A 17,091-nucleotide genomic window follows, 5' to 3' on the forward strand; every position below is an offset into this window, starting at 1 on the left:
CGATGCGTCTGGATGCGTCTGATGACTGAGGGGGAACGCTTCGTCGGCAGTCTGCCCGTGAAGACCGATTTTCACGATCGCAGCAAACGGCGCTCGTATGACCTGACGCGGCGTATCGCCGTGCATCTCGTCGACGATCCAGGTCTCCTTGCCAACGGCCGGGCCTACCTGGAACGATGCGTGCGACCTGACTCCGCGCAGGCCCGATATTACGCGCTGTGGGCGGATCTTCTGGGCCAGAATATCCGGCTGATCGTCCGGCAATTGCTGGAGGACAGCCCGCGCGGCGAACTTCTGCGCGACACGCAGCCCGTCTTCGTCGTGCTCCCGTCCCGAGAACGCACCGCCGAGAGCCTGGGCCGGCGAGTTCCGGATCTGACCGGATGATGCGGCAGGACAAGCTCGATCATCTTTTCCGGGCGGCCGGGGAGGTGACGGGCCATCGGCGCTTCGTCCTGGTCGGCTCCGCCGTCGTCCTGATCCGCTGCCGCAACATTCCCGGCGACATGTTGCTGACCCCGGAGGCGGACCTCTACGTTCCGGACGTGCCGAATTCCGACGATCTGTCCGACGCGATCGATGCCAATATCGGCCAGGGGTCGAGCTTCCATCAGCAGTATGGCTATTATTGCGATGGCGTATCGCCCGAAACAGCCTTGATGCCGAGCGATTGGTCGGCGCGCAGCACGCTGTATGCGAGTGCCGGCTGCCCCGGCATCACGGTCATCGTTCCGGATCCCGACGATGTGGCTTTGGCCAAAGCCGTCGCGTGGCGGGAGAAGGACAAGAACTGGCTTACGTCGGGCCTGCGATCCCGGCTTCTCTCGATCGACGCGATGGCCGGACGGCTTCCCGGCATGCCGGCTGCGGCACCGCCCGGGGGAGAGATGAAACGCCGCCTCGTTTGGCTGGCAGCCGAATGCGAGTTGGTCTTCTTTCCCCCTCCGTGACTGAACGCGCACCCGCCGCGCCATGTGCGCCCCCGCACGCCGCTGCCCGTACCGCTGCGCTGCACCTTGGCATCGCCGCGCCGCAGCGCCACCTCGGCCACGGATAAAAACCGGCTGCGGCGCGGCCGCACCAGCACGAGGTATCCCATGCCGTCCCTGCTCGACCCGATCCGTATCGGCGCCATCGAGGCGAAGAACCGCATCTTCATGGCTCCGCTCACCCGCGGCCGCGGCACCCGCGAGCACGTGCCCACCCCGATCATGGCCGAGTATTACGCCCAGCGCGCCGCCGCCGGCCTGATCATCAGCGAGGCCACCGGCATCTCGCAGGAGGGGCTGGGTTGGCCGTTCGCGCCGGGCATCTGGTCCGACGCCCAGGTCGATGCCTGGCGGCCGATCGTGAAGGCGGTCCACGACAAGGGCGGCAAGATCGTCTGCCAGATCTGGCATATGGGCCAGCTGGTCCATCCGGACTTCCTCGGCGGCGCCAAGCCGGTCGCGGCCTCGGCCACGAACGCGCCCGATCAGGCCCACACCTACGAGGGCAAGAAGCCCTACAGTGAGGCCCGTCCCCTGGAGATAGCCGAGATCCCGCGCCTCCTCGGCGATTACGAGCGTGCCACCGCCAACGCGCTGGCGGCCGGGTTCGACGGCGTGCAGATCCACGCGGCGAACGGCTACCTGATCGACGAATTCCTGCGCGACGGCACCAACCACCGCACAGACCAGTACGGCGGCTCGATCGAGAACCGCGTCCGCCTGCTGCGCGAGGTCACCGCGGCGGTGGCCAAGGTCGCGGGACCCGAGCGTACCGGCGTGCGCCTCTCGCCGAACGGCGCGATCCAGGGCTGTAACGATTCGAACCCCGAGCCGCTGTTCGTGGCCGCCGCCCAGGCGCTGGCCGATCTCGATGTCGCCTTCCTGGAGATGCGCGAGCCTGGCCCGGACGGGACCTTCGGCAAGGCCGACCATGCGCCGATCGCCCCGGCGATGCGCCGGGTGTTCCGCAACCCGATGATCCTCAACGCCGATTACGACGGGGTCAGCGGCCAGAAGGTGCTGGATGCCGGCGAGGCGGACGCGATCGCGTTCGGGCGGACCTTCATCGCCAATCCCGATCTCGTCGAGCGGATCGCCAAGGGCGCGCCGCTCAACAAGGACGAAGCCGCCACGTGGTACAGCCAGGGCCCGAAGGGGTACGTCGATTATCCGACCCTCGGTGAGGCCCGCGCCGCGTAAGGCATTACGGGCCTGACCGGCCGCCGCGCCCATTGCGGGCGCGGCGACCGTCTACGCAGCCACCTAGGCAGGGAAGCTCAACGGGCCTATGTGACGGCTGAATCATGGATGTGCCGGCACCTCACGCGCGCGCAGCTTCCCAACCGACCGGCGGTGCCTGGCGCACCGCGGAGCGGCTCGCGGAGCTACGCGACCTCGCGATCCTCGATACGGAACCCGAGCCGCTTTACGACGATCTCGTCCGGGTCGCCGCCTATGTCTGTGGCGCGCCGGTCGCCCTCGTCAGCCTCGTGGATGCCGAGCGGCAATGGTTCAAGTCGGAGGTCGGTCTCGGCAAGCGCGAGCTGCCGATCAGCTGCTCGGTCTGCGCCTACACGATCGAATCCGACGGCCTGCTCGTCATTCCCGATCTGACCGCCGATCCGCGGACCATCGCGAATCCGCTGGTGATTGGCCCCGAGGGGTTCCGCTTCTATGCCGGCGCCGTGATCCAAGGCGCCCAGGGCATACCGCTCGGCGCGCTCTGCGTGCTCGACCGGGCGCCGCGGCCGGGTGGGCTCGACACGGAACAGACGGCCACGCTCACGGCCCTGGCGCGCCAGATCTCCAGTCTGCTGGAGCACCGCCGGACCCTGGCACAGGTGGCGAGCCGGGAGGCCGAGATCGCCGCGAGCGAGCGCCGCTTCCGGGTGATGACGTCGGCCATGCCCCAGATGGTCTGGACGACCCGGCCGGACGGGTTCCACGATTACTACAACGACCGCTGGTACGCGTTCACCGGTGTGCCCTACGGTTCCACCGACGGCGAGGGCTGGAACGACATGTTCCATCCCGACGATCAGGAGCGGGCCTGGACGCGCTGGCGCCATTCGCTGGCGACCGGCGATCCCTACGAGATCGAGTACCGCCTGCGCCACAACAGCGGCGCCTATCGCTGGACGCTGGGTCGCGCCATGGCGATCCGCGACGCGGAGGGGCGGATCGAGCGCTGGTTCGGCACCTGCACCGACATCGACGACCTAAAGCGGGCCGAGGCCGAGGCCCGCAAGCTCGCTGCCATCGTGGAGACCTCCAAGGACTTCATCGGTCTCTACACCCTGGACGGCGCGGTCACCCATCTCAACGAGGCCGCCCTGGCGCTGATCGGCCTGCCCGATCTTGCCGCCGCCCGGCTGCACCGGATCCCCGATTTCTTCACCGAGCACAGCCGCCGCATCCTGGAGGAGACCGCGATGCCGGCGATGCGCCGGAGCGGGTTCTGGGAGGGCGAACTGGCGTTCCGACACTTCGTCACGGGCGAGCCGGTGGCGGTGCTCTACAACATGTTCCCGGTGCGGGACCCGACCGGGGCCGAGATCGGCTACGCCACCGTCACCCGCGACCTGCGCGAGGCCAAGCGCGCCGAGGAAGCCCGGGACCTGCTGATCCGCGAGCTGTCGCACCGGATCAAGAACATCTTTGCGGTGGTCGGCGGTTTGGCAGCGCTCACCGCCCGGAGCGATCCCGCGGCCCAGCCCTTCGCCAAGGCCTTCCGCGAGCGGCTCGGCGCTTTGGCGCGGGCGCACGAATATGTCCGGCCGCATTCCCCCGACAGCGCGCCCGCGGTGGCGGGGCAGACCGTGCTGGGCCTGATGCGCCTGATCATGGCCGCCTACGAGGAGGGCGGGCGGGCGCGCGTCGCCATCTCGGGGGACGATGCCGAGATCGGCGAGCGCACCGCGACCGCGCTGGCGCTGATCATGCACGAGCAGGCCACCAACGCCATGAAGTATGGCGGCCTCTCCACCAAGGAGGGCGGCGTCGCCCTGAGCGGGCTGCAGGAGGCAGGGCACTATACCCTGACCTGGCAGGAGGCCGGCGGCCCTCCGGTCACCGGCACGCCGTCCCGGAAGGGATTCGGCACGGTGCTGGCCGAGCGCAGCGTCGTCGGCCAGCTCGACGGCGTGCTGGAACACGACTGGGCGCCCGGGGGCCTGCTGATGCGGCTCAGCGTGCCAATCGAGAATCTCCGGGCCTGAGATGACCGGTCGGACTGCCGGTACCGGGCCGAGCCTCGTCGTGCTCGATTTCGACGGCACCTTGGCGGACAGCTTCGACTGGTTCTGCTCGGTGATGAACGGTGTCGCCGAGCGCTACCGCTTCCGCCAGGTCGAGGCGCACGAAGTCGATGGCCTGCGCCGTCAGGGGGCCCGCGCGATCGTGGCGCATCTCGGCATCCCGCGCTGGAAGCTGCCGCTCATCGCCCGCCACATGCACGCGCTCGCAGCCCGGGACGCGGCGCAGATCGCGTTGTTTCCGGGCGTGCCGGAGATGCTGGCGGGCATCGAGCAGGCCTGCGTGCCGATGGCGATCCTGTCGTCGAACCGGGCCGACACGGTGCGGCAGGTGCTTGGATCGGACAACTCGGCGCGGATCGACGCCTATGCCTGCGGGGCTTCGCTGTTCGGAAAGGCGCGGCGCCTGCGGCGGCTCCTCGCGCGCCGGGGCGTGGCGCCGGTGCAGGCCCTGTGCATCGGCGACGAGATCCGCGACCTCGAGGCGGCGCGCGCGCTCGGCTGCCCGTTCGGTGCCGTGGCGTGGGGTTACACGGACCCGCAGGCGCTAGCGGAGCAGGGACCCGAACACCTGTTCTCGAATCCCGGGGAGATCGCCCGCCTGTTGGCGGGCGCTCCGGCTCACTGGCCGCGGTTGGCGCCCGGAACGACGCTGGCGCCGTTGCCGCTGCCGAACGGTTCGTAGCGGGTCAGGCCGCGGAACAGCTGGCTGATGAAGGCCCGGTCGGCGCCGCTCGTCGGCGTGGTCCGCTCGATGAAGTCGAACACCCGCCCGTCCTGCAGGCCGTAGAGCGCCACGCGCTCGACCTTGAAGGCGGGGCTGAAATAGACGGCCGTGACCTTCTGATCCTCGACCTGCTCGCCCATGAACATGATCGTGCGGCGCGTGTTCTGGGAGATGTAGTACCAGGACTTGTTGCCCACCGTGGACACGGTCGAGGGCGTTCCGAGGATCTGCAGCACCTGCTCGGGGCTCATGCCGGGCTTGACCGTGGCGAGCGCCGCCTGGTCGACCTGGTAGCCGTGGCGCAGCTCCTCGCCGATGCAGCCGGACAGGCCGGCTCCCGCGAGCCCGACCAGGGCGAGACGCGCGAAGGACTGGACGAGACGGCGCCGCATCGGGCCCCCAGAAAACGTGTGGACGGACAAGATGCAAACGATGCCGCGGACACGGAATTCCGACGACGCTTGCGCCCTGGGCGTGGGTTGCCGTACCGCGGGGTTATGGCTTTGACAAGGCAAGCTTGGCCACACAACACCGGGGTGTGGCATCGATGATCGCGCGGCTGTTCCGACGGGCGAATGCGCGGCGGCAGGCCGTCGAGGGCCTGCACGTGGCGCTCAGCATGGCGGCCCGCCGCCCGGGCCTCTACCTCCGCCTCGGCGTGCCCGACACCGTCGAGGGCCGGTTCGAGGCCCTGTGCCTGCACGCCATCCTGGTTCTGCGCCAGCTGAACCGGCTGCCGGCCCCGGCTGCCGAGGTGGCACAGGATCTCGTGAATTCCGTCTTCACCCAGCTCGACGCCTCGTTGCGCGAGCTTGGCGTCGGCGACATGGGCGTGGGCAAGCGGATGAAGAAGCTCGGCGCGGCCTTCTACGGCCGGGCCACCGGCTACGACACCGCCCTGGACGCGGGCGACACGGCGGCTCTGCGCGCGGTCCTCATCCGCAACGTGCTGGGCGGCGAGGGCGACGGGGCTGGGCTTGCCACCTATGTGCAGGCGGCCGACGAAGCCCTCGCCGGCGCCGATCTCGACACCCTGCTCGGGTCCGGGCCGCCCTTCCCGGAACCGGAGGGCTTCGCGCAGGCTGAAGAAGCAAGAGGAGCCATCGCATGAGCCGGGACAGCCGCCGGGAGAATCCGCATGAGAGCGGCCCGCTCGTGCGCTGGGTCAATGTCGAGCGCCTGCCCCAGGGACGAGGCGCCGTCACGGTCGAGGCGAGCCCGGCCGAGTGCGCAGCGCTCGCCGCGGACTTCAAGATTCCGGGACTCCGCGATCTGGTCGGGCGGTTCGCGATCTCGGGCGCCACCAGCCGCCTCACCGTGACCGGCACCGTGGACGCCCTGGTGACGCAGGTCTGCACCGTCAGCCTCGAACCGTTCGAGGGGCCGGTCCACGAGCCGGTGGAGGTCGTGTTCACCGACACCGACCAGCTCGCCGGCACCGACGCCGAGGATGCCGACATCCCCGATCCCCTGGTGGGCGGACGCGTCGATTTCGGCGCGCTCACCGCCGAGTTCCTGGCGCTGGGGCTCGACCCCTATCCGCGCAAGCCCGGCACTACCTTCGAGCCGGTGGTGGCCGGCGACGATGCAGGGCCGCTCGCAGCCCTGGGCAAGCTGCGGGACGGCGGGGGCTGACTTTTCGCGGTGTAGCGCGCCGGCCCTCCATCGGGCGCATCCGGCGCAAGCGGAAGCAGCCCGGAATTCAGCGCGCGAAACGACGCGAAGCGCTCTTATGAAACGCGCTGAGCCGCTTGCGCGACGCTCCGTGCGCCCGATCAGGTTCCGCTGAAGGTCCACTTGTCCGGGAAACGCGTGTGCTTGAGGGATTCGGGCGGCGAGAGGGCGTGACGCCCGCAGGCGAACACCCCGAAAACGCTGCCTTCGCCCCCTCCGGCGAATAACGGAACCGTCCGGCGGCCGATTTCATTTGCCCGCCGGGCCGGTATCGCTATGGTCCGCCGCGCCCGGTGGGACCCTTCCCGCCGGATCCCCCGCCGAGACCTGCGACCCGCTACCGACATGTCCCAACGCGTGTGCATCTCGCTCGACGCCATGGGCGGCGACCACGGGCCCTCCACGGTCGTGCCCGGTGCGGCGCTGGCCCGTGAGCGCCATCCCGAGACCACCTTCCTGATGTTCGGCGACGAAGCGGTGATCGCCCCGCTCGTCGCCAAGGAGCCCCGGCTCAAGGACTGCGTCGAGATCCGCCACACCAGTGTCGCGGTCGCCATGGACGACAAGCCGAGCCAGGCGGTGCGCCAGGGGCGCGGCAAGTCGTCCATGTGGCAGGCGATCCAGGCGGTGCGCGACGGGCAGGCCGACGCCTGCGTGTCGGCCGGCAACACCGGCGCCCTGATGGCGATGTCGAAGATCTGCCTGAAGACCATGTCGGGCATCGAGCGTCCGGCCATCGCGTGCCTGTGGCCGACCGTGCGCGGCGAGAGCGTCGTGCTCGATGTCGGTGCCACCATCGGGACGGATGCCGAGCACCTCGTCGAGATGGCCGTGATGGGCTCGGCCATGGCGCGGATCGTGTTCGACCTCGAACGCCCCACCGTCGGCCTGCTCAACGTCGGCACCGAGGAGATGAAGGGCAACGAGGCGGTCAAGGAGGCCGCCCGGATGCTGCGCGAGATGGAGAGTTCGGGACTCGCCTATCACGGCTTCGTCGAGGGCACGGATCTCGGCCGCGGCACGGTCGACGTGGTGGTGACCGAGGGTTTCACGGGAAACATCGCCCTCAAGACCGCCGAGGGCACCGCCAAGCAGATCGGCACGTATCTGCGCGCCGCCATGACCCGGACGCTCGCCGCCAAGATCGGCGCGCTGTTCGCCCGGCAGGCGTTCCGGGCGCTCAAGGACAAGATGAACCCGAGCCGGGCCAATGGCGGCGTCTTCCTCGGCCTCGAAGGCATCGTCATCAAGAGCCACGGTTCGGAGAACGCGCAAGGGTTCGCCGCCGCCGTCGATCTGGCGCACGACATGGCCCGCCACGACATGATCCGCACGATCCGCGAGATGCTCGACCAGACGGCGGCCCTGGCGCCGGCGTAACGCCGTGCAGGATGGAAAACGGATTACTCCGGCATCACCCGCAAGGGTCGTGATGTCGGAGCCGTCCGGGAAGGACAGAGATGGCAACCCTCCGCACTGACCCCGAACAGAGCCGACGCGCGCCTCAGCTGCGCTCGGTGGTGGTCGGGACCGGCTCGTGCCTGCCCGAGACGGTGGTGACGAACGCCGCCCTCGCCGAGCGGGTCGACACCTCGGACGAATGGATCGTCCAACGCACCGGGATCCGCCAGCGCCACATCGCCGGGCCCGGCGAGACCACCTCGGTGCTCGGGACCCGGGCCGCCCAGGCGGCGCTCGACGATGCCGGGCTGACGGGCGACGACATCGACCTCGTGATCTGCGCGACCTCGACGCCGGACCATACGTTCCCGGCGACCGCCACGCAGATCCAGGCGGCCCTCGGCATCCACCAGGGCGCGGCCTTCGATCTGCAGGCGGTCTGCGCTGGCTTCGTGTTCGGGGTCTCCACCGCCGACAAATTCCTGACCACCGGGGCGGCCCGCCGGGCGCTGGTGATCGGCGCTGAGACGTTCTCGCGAATCCTCGATTGGGAGGATCGCACCACCTGTGTGCTGTTCGGCGACGGCGCCGGGGCGATCGTGCTGGAGGCGCAGGAGGACGCGGAGGGCCGCGGCGTGCTCAGCACGAGTCTGCGCTCGGACGGGCGGCACCGCGAAAAGCTCTACGTCAATGGCGGACCGGGCTCCACCGGCACCGTGGGCCACCTGCGCATGGAGGGGCGGGACGTGTTCCGCTTCGCCGTGGGCCAAGTCACCGACGTGATCGTCGCGGCGTTCGCGCAGGCCGGCCTCACGGCCGACGACCTGACGTGGTTCGTGCCCCATCAGGCCAATCGGCGGATCATCGAAGCTTCGGCCGACAAGCTCGGGATCGCCCGCGAGAAGATCGTGCTGACGGTGGATCGGCACGGCAACACCTCGGCGGCCTCGATCCCGCTCGCCCTCGATGTGGCCCGACGCGACGGGCGCATCCAGACGGGCGACCTGGTGATGATCGAGGCGATCGGCGGCGGCTTCAGCTGGGGCGCGGGACTGATCCGCTGGTGACGCTTTCGGTGACAGCCCGAAACGATTCGGTGCGCCCGCGCGGTTGACCGGGGGCGGAGCGCCGATTAGCGTGCCGGATCATAGGGATACGTCTTCAACGTCCGGTGCGGCCTCGTTTCGCCGCACCCGACGCCATGGGACGAGAGACGCGGGCGAGGGGACACGGCATGGCAGGCAAGACGGTGACGCGCGCCGACTTGAGCGAGGCCGTCTACCATCAGGTGGGCCTGTCGCGGACCGAGTCGGCCGCCCTCGTCGAGACCGTCCTCTCGGAGATCTGCAGCTGTCTGGCCGGCGGCGAGACGGTGAAGCTGTCCTCGTTCGGCTCCTTCGTGGTGCGCAGCAAGGGCAAGCGCGTCGGCCGCAACCCCAAGACCGGGGTCGAAGTGGCGATCGAGCCGCGTCAGGTGATGGTGTTCAAGCCATCGAACGTGCTCAAGGCCAAGATCAACGGCCTGAACGGCGCGAACGGTCACGACGAAGACGACGACGATTGAGTTTTTTGCACGCTCCGTCGCAGGGGTGACCGGCTGAGCGCGGACCAGTGCAACGCCGTCGAGGACTACCCGACCAGCGGCGGTAGTGCGGATGCCCCTTCCGGCACCGCGGTGCGGGCGACGTTCATCGTCATGGCCAGCAGCGCGTAGTAGCCGTTGATGCCGGTGAGATCGATCACGCCCTGCTCGCCGAAGCGCGCCAGCGCGGCCGCGTAGCTGGAATCGCTCACCGCACGGTTGTGTGTGAGCTCGGTCGAGAAATCATAGGCCAGCGCTTCGTCGGCGCTCATCGCGTCGGGACGGCGTCCTTCGGCGAGCGCCTGCGCGGTCTCGGGGGCGACCCCGGCCTTCAGGGCGATCGGCTGATGGATCGCCCATTCGACCGGCTGGTTCCAGGCCCGGGCGACGATCAGGATCGTGAACTCGCTGATGCGCAGCGGCAGGGCGCTGCCGTAGCGCAGGTACAGCCCCATCCGGCTCGCGCACAGCATCAGTTCGGGGCTGCGCAGGAGCGGCACGAACGGCCCGAAGACCGGCACGCCACGCTCGGCCTCAAAGGCTGCCGCGGCCGCGGCCTGCGCCGGCGTCAGCCCGTCGATCGGGATCGCCGGCATGCCATCCGTGCTGTCCTGCTCCCCGACCATGACCGCCCCCACGTCCCGCGCCGCAGCATGCTCTGGATTTCCGGCCCCACTGCGCCTAGACCATTCAGGCTTGCCGGCACGACCTGCGCCCGGACCGGATTGCGCTCCCCAAGAGCGCTCTCTGCCGAAGTGGATGCCGGTTCGGCGCAGGTGAGCGCGTCAAACACAAAGACTCATAGCCAGCGAGGCTTACGGCTTTGGCCCTCCCCGTCAACGATCGCCGGCGCATCATGCTGCTCACGGGCGCGAGCCGGGGCATCGGTCACGCCACCGTCAAGCGCTTCTCCGCCGCGGGCTGGCGGGTGATCACCTGCTCGCGCCACCCCTTTCCTGAGAACTGCCCCTGGGAGATGGGCCCCGAGGACCATCTCCAGGTCGACCTCGCGAGCGCGCAGGACACGATGCGCGCCGTCGAGGAAGTCCGGGGCCGGCTCGGCGCCGAGGGCGGTGTGCTGCACGCGCTCGTCAACAATGCCGGCATCTCGCCCAAGGGTCCCGACGGCGCGCGCCTCGGTGCGCTGGCCAGCGATTTCGACACGTGGCAGCGGGTCTTTCAGGTCAACCTGTTCGCCACGATCCTGCTGGCCCGTGGCCTGCGCGACGAGCTCGCCCGGGCCAAGGGCTCGGTCGTCAACGTGACGTCGATCGCCGGCTCGCGGGTCCATCCCTTCGCGGGGGCGGCCTACGGTACCTCCAAGGCCGCGCTCGCCGGCCTGACCCGCGAGATGGCCGCCGATTTCGGGCCGCTGGGGGTGCGGGTGAACGCCATTTCGCCGGGCGAGATCGACACCTCGATCCTGTCACCGGGCACCGAGAAGATGGTCGAGCAGATCCCGCAGCGCCGGCTCGGCACGCCGGACGAGGTCGCCAAGGCAATCTACTTTCTGTGCACCGAGGCCTCCTCCTACGTGAACGGGGCCGAACTCCACATCAACGGCGGCCAGCACGTTTGACCGGAGCCTGTTTCCCCTGGGGCGTGGCCGCGGGTCGTGTTGCGCGAGCGGGACGGCGGAGCCGGTCGCTCCTCCTGGCCCTGCTCCTGTGCGCGGGCCCCATCGCCGAGGCGCGGGCGGAGCCGGTCATCCGGGTCCTCGACCTGCCCTTCACGGTCCGGGCGCTGCGCGGCCCCCGCAGCGAGGTGGCGGTCTCGGTCGCGACCTCGGGGCTGCTGCCGATCGCCGGCGCGAAGGTCGGCCATGACGCGGGCGACGAGGAGAGCGCGCCGGTCGCCGTGGTCTGGGGCGACGAGGGCGGTGCCGTGCTCACGCTCGCGAACGGCACAGTCACGGTCAAGCCGATCGGGCGCGAGGCCGTGGACGGCTTGAGCGCAGCCGAGACGCCGCGCGGCGCCCTCCCCGGCATGCGGCGGGCCCTCTCGGGTCCCTTGAGCGCCTATCTCACCGGGCGGACCCGCGCCCCCGACGGCAGCGAGGCCGCCGCCGTCCTGACGATCCGCGAACGCCAGCCGATGGCGGTGAGCACCGATCCGAAGCCCGTTCCGGTCGCCACCAGCACGGTGCCGGCGGGGGGCGATGCGGTGTTCGCACCGCTCCGTCCGCGCCTGCTGCGCCTCGCCGGCCACCCGGCATTCCTGGCCGCGACCCTGTCGGGTGCCGGTTCGGGCGGCCTTGCGCTGATCACGCATCCGAATGCGGAGGCGAGCTGGGCCGTCGCGGCGCGCACGCCGCCGCAGTCGGGGCCGCCGCTGAAGATCGCCGGCATCGCCGAGTTCGCCGGATCCGGGACGCTTCAAGCCGCGACGGTCAGCGCGAGCGGCCGGCTCCAGCTCTGGACGTTGCAACCCGACCGGATCGAGGCCGGCGCCGAGGCCGCGGGCTACGCGGCGGGTGACGGCGATTCCGATCTCGCGGTCACCGCACCGGCCGGAGGCGCCTCACCCGAGCTGGTGCTGCCGGTGGCGGGGCGTCCCGAGATCGCCCTCGTATCCGCGAAGGGCGCCCTGCACGAGCGCCTGCGCGTGACGCTGCCCGCGCCCGCCACGAACGGAATCGTGGTCCTCGGCGAAGGCCCGGCGGCGCGGCTTCTGGTCGGCCTCGCCGACGGACGGGTGGCGGTCATCGCACTCGACGGGGGGACACCGTGAGCGCGGATGCCGAGAGCCGCTTGTTTCCCGCGCGGCCCTTCGTGGGCGCCTCGATCGCGGTGATCCGCGACGACCGGGTCCTGCTGGCGGCGCGGGCCAACGAGCCGATGCGGGGCGTCTGGACGCTGCCGGGCGGCCTCGTGGAAGCCGGCGAATCCCTCGCCGAGGCGGCGTTGCGCGAACTGTCCGAGGAGGTCGGCTTGGGCGCGGAGGTGGTCGGCGTGCTCTCGCCGACCGAGATCATCGTGCGGGACGAGGCCGGTCGCGCCCGGCACCACTACGTCGTCCATCCGCACGCCGCCCTCTGGCACGGCGGCGAGCCCGTGGCCGGCCGCGAGGCGCTCGGCACCCGCTGGGCGACGCTCGCGGAGGTCGCCACCCTGGCGACCACGCCGGGCCTGATCGACACCCTGCGCGAGGCCTTTGCGCGCGTCGCGGCCCGAAACGGGGAGGCGACGGCGTGAGGCGACCGGTCACGATCCTGTGCCTGCTCGCACTTCTCGCGGGGACGGCCATCTCACCGGCGCTGTCTCAGCAGCGCTCCGGGCGGACGACGGCGCCGGCAAAGGAAGCCGCGAAGGAGGCGCCCAAGGACACAAACGCCCCCGCCGACATCCCCGCCCCTTACGACCGCGACCTGATGCGCATGTCCGAGATCATCGGGGCGCTCGCGTTCCTGCGCGGCCTGTGCGCGGCGCCGGACGCCGCGGACTGGCCGGCCCGCATGAAGGCGCTGATCGAGTCCGAGGGCGTGACGCCCGCCCGTCGCGACCGGCTGGCCGGCGCCTACAATCGCGGCTATCGCGGCTATGCGCTGACCTACCGGGTCTGTACCCCGGCCGCCCATGAAGCGGCCGCCCGCTACGTCGCCGAGGGCGACAGGCTGTCGCATGCTCTGGCCGGGCGTTTCGGGGGCTGACACAGAGGGGTGATGTATGCGCGACACACCTCGTCGTGATGCCGGCGAAGCATCGGATTTGAGTCCTCGCGTTAACCGATCCGAAATTCCCGGCTGGCCGAGCCGCCGGGACCCGCCTATCATCCGTTGGTCTACCGGGTCCCGCACCCGGCGCAACGGAAGTATCGGGTCATGCAGCACATCTCTCACACCGCTCCTCTCGAGGTCGATGTCGAGGAGAAGCGCGTCGCGCTGAGTTATGTCTCGGAGGCCTTCGCGGAAGGCTGTCTGGACGGGCTCGACGGAGACTGCATGGCCCAGGCCGCCCTGTTCGCGGCCTTCCAGGAACTGGTGATGACCTACGGCGAGGAAGCCACGGCCCGCTACGCGGAAGGCTTCCCCGAGCGTATCCGCGGCGGTGCCTTCACCACGACCCTGCAGCACTAGAGCATCAACCCGCGGACGGAACGTCGGTTCGACGCAGGAGAGCGCCTACGGTCAGAGGCCTGAAGCCGTGAACGATTGCAACGCGATCGGGTGCGGCTCCGGGCCGTGATCCCTGGACTCGATCCCGGGCCGCGTTCGCGGACGGTTGAGGCGCGGACAGACAGCGACTACCTCCCGGCTGCGCGGTCCAGAACTCGCCGGACCCGCGCCGTCGCGGAAGGAATTGCCTGCCATGCCCGTCGCCCTGCTACCGGACCGCGCCCTCGTCACCGTCACCGGGCCGGACGCCGCCGCGCTGCTCCAGGGCGTGCTGACCTGCAATGTCGAGACGCTCCAGGAGGCCGAGGCGCGCCTCGGGGCCCTGCTGGCGCCGCAAGGCAAGATCCTGTTCGACTTTCTCGTGTCGCGCGTGCCAGACGGCTTCCGGTTCGACGTGCAGATGGACCGCGCCGCGGATCTGGCCAAGCGCCTGACGCTGTATCGCCTGCGCGCGCAGGCGACGATCGCCGCCGACCCGACCGTGGCGGTCGCGGCCGTCTGGGATGGCGCCGTCCCGGCCGCCGCCGAGGCGGTGGCCGATACCCGCCACACCGATCTCGGCGCCCGGCTGTACGCCGCCGAGGGTGCCTTTTCGGCCGACGCCGCGGAAGCCGATTACCATGCGCACCGGATCGCGCTGGGCATCCCCGAGGGCGGGCGCGACTACGCGTTCGGCGACGCCTTCCCGCACGAGGCACTGATGGATCAACTCGGCGGCGTCGACTTCCGGAAGGGCTGCTACGTCGGCCAGGAGGTGGTGTCGCGGATGCAGCACCGGGGCACCGCCCGGACCCGTATCCTGGCGGCCACCTACCCGGATGGCGCCCCCGCGCCGGGCACCGAGATCACGGCGGCCGGCAAGGTGCTGGGCACCACGGGCAGCGTTGCGGATACGCGCGGCCTCGTCCTGGTGCGGCTCGACCGTCTCGGCGATGCGCTGGCCGCCGGGGAGACGCCGCTGGCCGGCGCGCATCCGGTGCGGCTGGAGCGGCCGGGTTACGCGACCTTCGCGATGCCCGAGGCGGCGGCGAGCCAGGCCGGCTGAGCCGAGGCGGCCCGATTCAGCCGGTGGCGTTCTGCTCCTGTTCTCGCTAAAACGGTCCGATGTCCGAGACCGGCCTGATCGACCATCCCGATGGCTGCGCCCGCTGCTGGTGGGCGGGCCTCGACCCGCTCTACGTCGCCTATCACGATACCGAATGGGGCGTGCCCGAGCGTGACGGCCGGGCGCTCTACGAGAAGCTGATCCTCGACGGCTTCCAGGCCGGGCTCTCGTGGATCACGATCCTGCGCCGCCGCGAGGGATTTCGCGACGCCTTCGCGGGCTTCGATCCCGAGCGGATCGCCCGCTTCACGGAGGACGATGTCGCCCGGCTGATGCAGGACACCCGCATCATCCGCAACCGGGCCAAGATCGTCGGGACCATTGTGGGCGCCCGAGCCTGGCTGCGGATCGAGGAAGGCGGCCCCGGCTTCTCGCGCTTCCTCTGGGACTTCGTGGACGGGCATCCGATCCAGGGCAGCGCCGGGAGCCGCGCCGAGATCCAGACCGAAACGCCAGTCTCCCGGGCGATCGGCAAGGCCCTCAAGGCAGAGGGTTTCTCGTTCTGCGGGCCGACCATCGTGCATGCCTTCATGCAGGCTGTGGGCATGGTCAACGACCACCTCGTCGGCTGCCACCGGCATGGGCCCTGCGCAGCGCTGGGGCAGACGTCGTGAGCGCCCTGCCCCCCCGCGCGTGGCAGCGGATGCTCTCCGGCCGGCGCCTCGACCTCCTCGATCCGGCGCCCCACGACATCGAGATCGTCGACATTGCCCATGGGCTCGCCCGGGTCGCCCGCTGGAACGGGCAGACCCGGGGACCGCACGTCTTCTCGGTGGCCCAGCACAGCCTGCTGGTCGAGGCGGCCGGCCGCCACCTCGCCCCTGGTTGCACGGATACAGAGGGCCTCGAGCTGCTGCTCCACGATGCGCCGGAATACGTCGTCGGCGACATCATCTCGCCCCTGAAGGCCGCGATCGGCGATGCCTATCGCGGCGTCGAGCTGCGCCTGCTCCACTCCATGCGCCGCCGCTTCGACCTGCCCGCCCCCTCCCCCGCCCTCACCCGCCTCGTGAAGCGGGCCGACCGGGCCGCGGCCCACCTGGAAGCCGTGCGGCTGGCCGGATTTGCGCCGGAGGAAGCCGAGCTCTATTTCGGCGGACCGGCGGATCTGCCCGAAGCCGTGGTCGCCCTCGCCGAACCCTGGCCCACCGCCGAGGCCGAGGTGCGGTTCCTGGCCCGGTTCCGCGCGCTCTGCCCGCAGTGACGGACGAGCCCGCCTTCGATCCGTCACGATCGCGAAGCACTGCGCGTCCACGATGCCGAAGATCTACGTCTGTCCGCTCTCGCGCCTGCCCGAGACCGTCGCCGCCACCGGCGCGAGCCATGTGCTCACGCTGATCAATATCGGGACGCCGCTCGAGCGGCCCGCCTTGATCGCCGCCGACAACCACGCCGTCATCGGGGTCAGCGACATCGCGGAGCCGCGGGACGGACACGTTTTGCCGGCTGAGGAGCATGTCGCCGGCATTCTGGCCTTCGCCCGGACCTGGCCACGGGAGAAGCCGCTGGTGATCCATTGCTATGCCGGGATCAGCCGCTCGACGGCAGCAGCCTATATCGCAACGTGCGCCCTGGCGCCGGAGCGCGACGAGGGCGCGATCGCCGATGCCTTGCGGGCGGCCTCTCCGTCCGCGACGCCCAATCCCCTGTTCGTAGCCATCGCCGACCGGATGCTGGGACGGAACGGCCGCATGGTGGCGGCCGTCGCGCGGATCGGCCGCGGGGCCGACGCCTTCGAGGGTGTGCCGTTCTGCCTGGCGCTGACATGAGTTAGGTCCCGGTGTGGCGGAAAGGCCGCCGCGCCGCTCCAAAACGGTCCGGGGCAGCCCGGTGTACTGGTCCCCTGGGTTGTGGCCCTGGGGGCTGGCGCCGTAGAATTCGGTTCAGAGGAAGTATCTGGGATGAGTGCGAGCAGACCCGAGGTGGCCCCCGCCGCCGGCGACCTGCCCTTCGAGAAGGCCTTGGAGCAGCTCGAGGAAATCGTTCGCCGGCTCGAGCGGGGCGACGTGCCGCTCGACGAGTCGGTGGCGATCTACGAGCGCGGCGAGGTGCTGAAGAAGCACTGCGAAGCGCTTCTCAAGCGGGCCGAGGCCCGGATCCAGCGGATCACCCTCGGCTCCGACGGGCGGCCCGAGGGCGTGGCCCCACTCGATATGTCCTGAGGCTCGGGCGTAGAACCGATCCCGTCCGATAGAGGTTGATGCCGTGGCGATTACCCCCGAGTTGAGCGCGCTTCTCGACCGTA

22 protein-coding genes are annotated in these 17,091 nt (G+C 70.4%); 20 read left to right on the top strand and 2 right to left on the bottom strand.

Annotated elements, in window-relative coordinates:
* The first annotated feature begins 57 nt into the window (after positions 1–57).
* From OXS27_RS17260 to OXS27_RS17280, 5 genes are all read left to right on the top strand, one after another.
* The gene (locus tag OXS27_RS17260; RefSeq protein WP_267357783.1) at positions 58–387 is read left to right on the top strand and encodes a hypothetical protein; all 330 of its coding nucleotides are present in this window, start codon (positions 58–60) and stop codon (positions 385–387) included.
* Positions 384–950 carry a DUF6036 family nucleotidyltransferase gene (locus OXS27_RS17265; protein WP_267357785.1) on the top strand — a complete coding sequence of 189 codons (567 nt, stop codon included), beginning with the start codon at positions 384–386 and terminating at the stop codon, positions 948–950. Before OXS27_RS17260 ends, OXS27_RS17265 begins: the two co-directional genes overlap by 4 nt.
* 147 nt (positions 951–1,097) lie before the next feature.
* Complete coding sequence (locus OXS27_RS17270; RefSeq protein ID WP_267357787.1) at positions 1,098–2,189, top strand: alkene reductase; 1,092 nt, start codon at positions 1,098–1,100, stop codon at positions 2,187–2,189.
* Between the two features lie 104 nt (positions 2,190–2,293).
* Complete coding sequence (locus OXS27_RS17275) at positions 2,294–4,207, top strand: PAS domain S-box protein (protein WP_267357789.1); 1,914 nt, start codon at positions 2,294–2,296, stop codon at positions 4,205–4,207.
* 1 nt (position 4,208) lies between these two features.
* On the top strand, positions 4,209–4,928 hold the full coding sequence (locus tag OXS27_RS17280) for an HAD hydrolase-like protein (RefSeq protein WP_267357790.1): 720 nt from the start codon (positions 4,209–4,211) through the stop codon (positions 4,926–4,928).
* On the opposite strand, the gene bamE is transcribed toward OXS27_RS17280, so the two are convergent.
* A complete protein-coding gene (bamE, locus tag OXS27_RS17285) occupies positions 4,865–5,362 on the bottom strand; it encodes an outer membrane protein assembly factor BamE (protein ID WP_243919256.1) in 498 nt (165 codons plus the stop codon). The genes OXS27_RS17280 and bamE overlap by 64 nt on opposite strands.
* Positions 5,363–5,517: 155 nt before the next feature.
* Here bamE and OXS27_RS17290 point away from each other — a divergent pair, with 155 nt between their 5' ends.
* The 5 genes from OXS27_RS17290 (at position 5,518) to OXS27_RS17310 (ending at position 9,609) form a co-directional block, all read left to right on the top strand.
* The gene (locus OXS27_RS17290; RefSeq protein ID WP_243919257.1) at positions 5,518–6,081 is read left to right on the top strand and encodes a ubiquinol-cytochrome C chaperone family protein; all 564 of its coding nucleotides are present in this window, start codon (positions 5,518–5,520) and stop codon (positions 6,079–6,081) included.
* The gene (locus tag OXS27_RS17295; protein ID WP_243919258.1) at positions 6,078–6,605 is read left to right on the top strand and encodes a DUF177 domain-containing protein; all 528 of its coding nucleotides are present in this window, start codon (positions 6,078–6,080) and stop codon (positions 6,603–6,605) included. The genes OXS27_RS17290 and OXS27_RS17295 overlap by 4 nt, the downstream gene beginning before the upstream one ends.
* A 384-nt stretch (positions 6,606–6,989) precedes the next feature.
* On the top strand, positions 6,990–8,024 hold the full coding sequence (gene plsX, locus OXS27_RS17300) for a phosphate acyltransferase PlsX (RefSeq protein ID WP_243919259.1): 1,035 nt from the start codon (positions 6,990–6,992) through the stop codon (positions 8,022–8,024).
* A gap of 80 nt (positions 8,025–8,104) precedes the next feature.
* Complete coding sequence (locus OXS27_RS17305) at positions 8,105–9,112, top strand: beta-ketoacyl-ACP synthase III (protein WP_267357793.1); 1,008 nt, start codon at positions 8,105–8,107, stop codon at positions 9,110–9,112.
* A 167-nt stretch (positions 9,113–9,279) separates the two neighbouring features.
* Complete coding sequence (locus OXS27_RS17310) at positions 9,280–9,609, top strand: integration host factor subunit alpha (RefSeq protein WP_243919261.1); 330 nt, start codon at positions 9,280–9,282, stop codon at positions 9,607–9,609.
* A 65-nt stretch (positions 9,610–9,674) separates the two neighbouring features.
* Here OXS27_RS17310 and OXS27_RS17315 read toward each other — a convergent pair whose 3' ends face one another.
* Positions 9,675–10,223: a carboxymuconolactone decarboxylase family protein gene (locus OXS27_RS17315; RefSeq protein WP_267357795.1), complete on the bottom strand. Its 549-nt coding sequence runs from the start codon at positions 10,221–10,223 to the stop codon at positions 9,675–9,677.
* Between the two features lie 260 nt (positions 10,224–10,483).
* Between OXS27_RS17315 and OXS27_RS17320 the strand changes: the two genes are divergently transcribed.
* The 10 genes from OXS27_RS17320 to OXS27_RS17365 all read left to right on the top strand — a co-directional run bounded on the left by OXS27_RS17320 (position 10,484) and on the right by OXS27_RS17365 (position 17,008).
* On the top strand, positions 10,484–11,206 hold the full coding sequence (locus OXS27_RS17320) for an SDR family oxidoreductase (protein ID WP_267357797.1): 723 nt from the start codon (positions 10,484–10,486) through the stop codon (positions 11,204–11,206).
* Positions 11,203–12,357, top strand: a complete 1,155-nt coding sequence (locus tag OXS27_RS17325; protein WP_267357798.1) for a hypothetical protein — start codon at positions 11,203–11,205, stop codon at positions 12,355–12,357. The genes OXS27_RS17320 and OXS27_RS17325 overlap by 4 nt, the downstream gene beginning before the upstream one ends.
* Positions 12,354–12,821: an NUDIX hydrolase gene (locus tag OXS27_RS17330; protein ID WP_267357800.1), complete on the top strand. Its 468-nt coding sequence runs from the start codon at positions 12,354–12,356 to the stop codon at positions 12,819–12,821. Before OXS27_RS17325 ends, OXS27_RS17330 begins: the two co-directional genes overlap by 4 nt.
* Positions 12,818–13,276, top strand: a complete 459-nt coding sequence (locus OXS27_RS17335) for a TIGR02301 family protein (RefSeq protein ID WP_267357801.1) — start codon at positions 12,818–12,820, stop codon at positions 13,274–13,276. Before OXS27_RS17330 ends, OXS27_RS17335 begins: the two co-directional genes overlap by 4 nt.
* 171 nt (positions 13,277–13,447) lie before the next feature.
* Positions 13,448–13,702, top strand: coding sequence for a hypothetical protein (locus OXS27_RS17340; protein ID WP_160534062.1), 255 nt, complete (start codon positions 13,448–13,450; stop codon positions 13,700–13,702).
* Positions 13,703–13,934: 232 nt separating this feature from the next.
* Complete coding sequence (locus OXS27_RS17345; RefSeq protein ID WP_267357804.1) at positions 13,935–14,786, top strand: folate-binding protein; 852 nt, start codon at positions 13,935–13,937, stop codon at positions 14,784–14,786.
* A 59-nt stretch (positions 14,787–14,845) separates the two neighbouring features.
* Positions 14,846–15,460 carry a DNA-3-methyladenine glycosylase I gene (locus OXS27_RS17350; RefSeq protein ID WP_267357806.1) on the top strand — a complete coding sequence of 205 codons (615 nt, stop codon included), beginning with the start codon at positions 14,846–14,848 and terminating at the stop codon, positions 15,458–15,460.
* Positions 15,461–15,489: 29 nt separating this feature from the next.
* On the top strand, positions 15,490–16,050 hold the full coding sequence (locus OXS27_RS17355) for a hydrolase (RefSeq protein WP_267357823.1): 561 nt from the start codon (positions 15,490–15,492) through the stop codon (positions 16,048–16,050).
* A gap of 52 nt (positions 16,051–16,102) precedes the next feature.
* Positions 16,103–16,615, top strand: coding sequence for a tyrosine phosphatase family protein (locus OXS27_RS17360; protein WP_267357807.1), 513 nt, complete (start codon positions 16,103–16,105; stop codon positions 16,613–16,615).
* A gap of 132 nt (positions 16,616–16,747) precedes the next feature.
* A complete protein-coding gene (locus tag OXS27_RS17365) occupies positions 16,748–17,008 on the top strand; it encodes an exodeoxyribonuclease VII small subunit (RefSeq protein WP_012320922.1) in 261 nt (86 codons plus the stop codon).
* Positions 17,009–17,091: the final 83 nt, after the last annotated feature.

Origin of the sequence: Methylobacterium sp. GC_Met_3 (assembly GCF_026540775.1) — a bacterium.
In the GTDB taxonomy this organism is placed as follows: Bacteria; Pseudomonadota; Alphaproteobacteria; order Rhizobiales; family Beijerinckiaceae; genus Methylobacterium.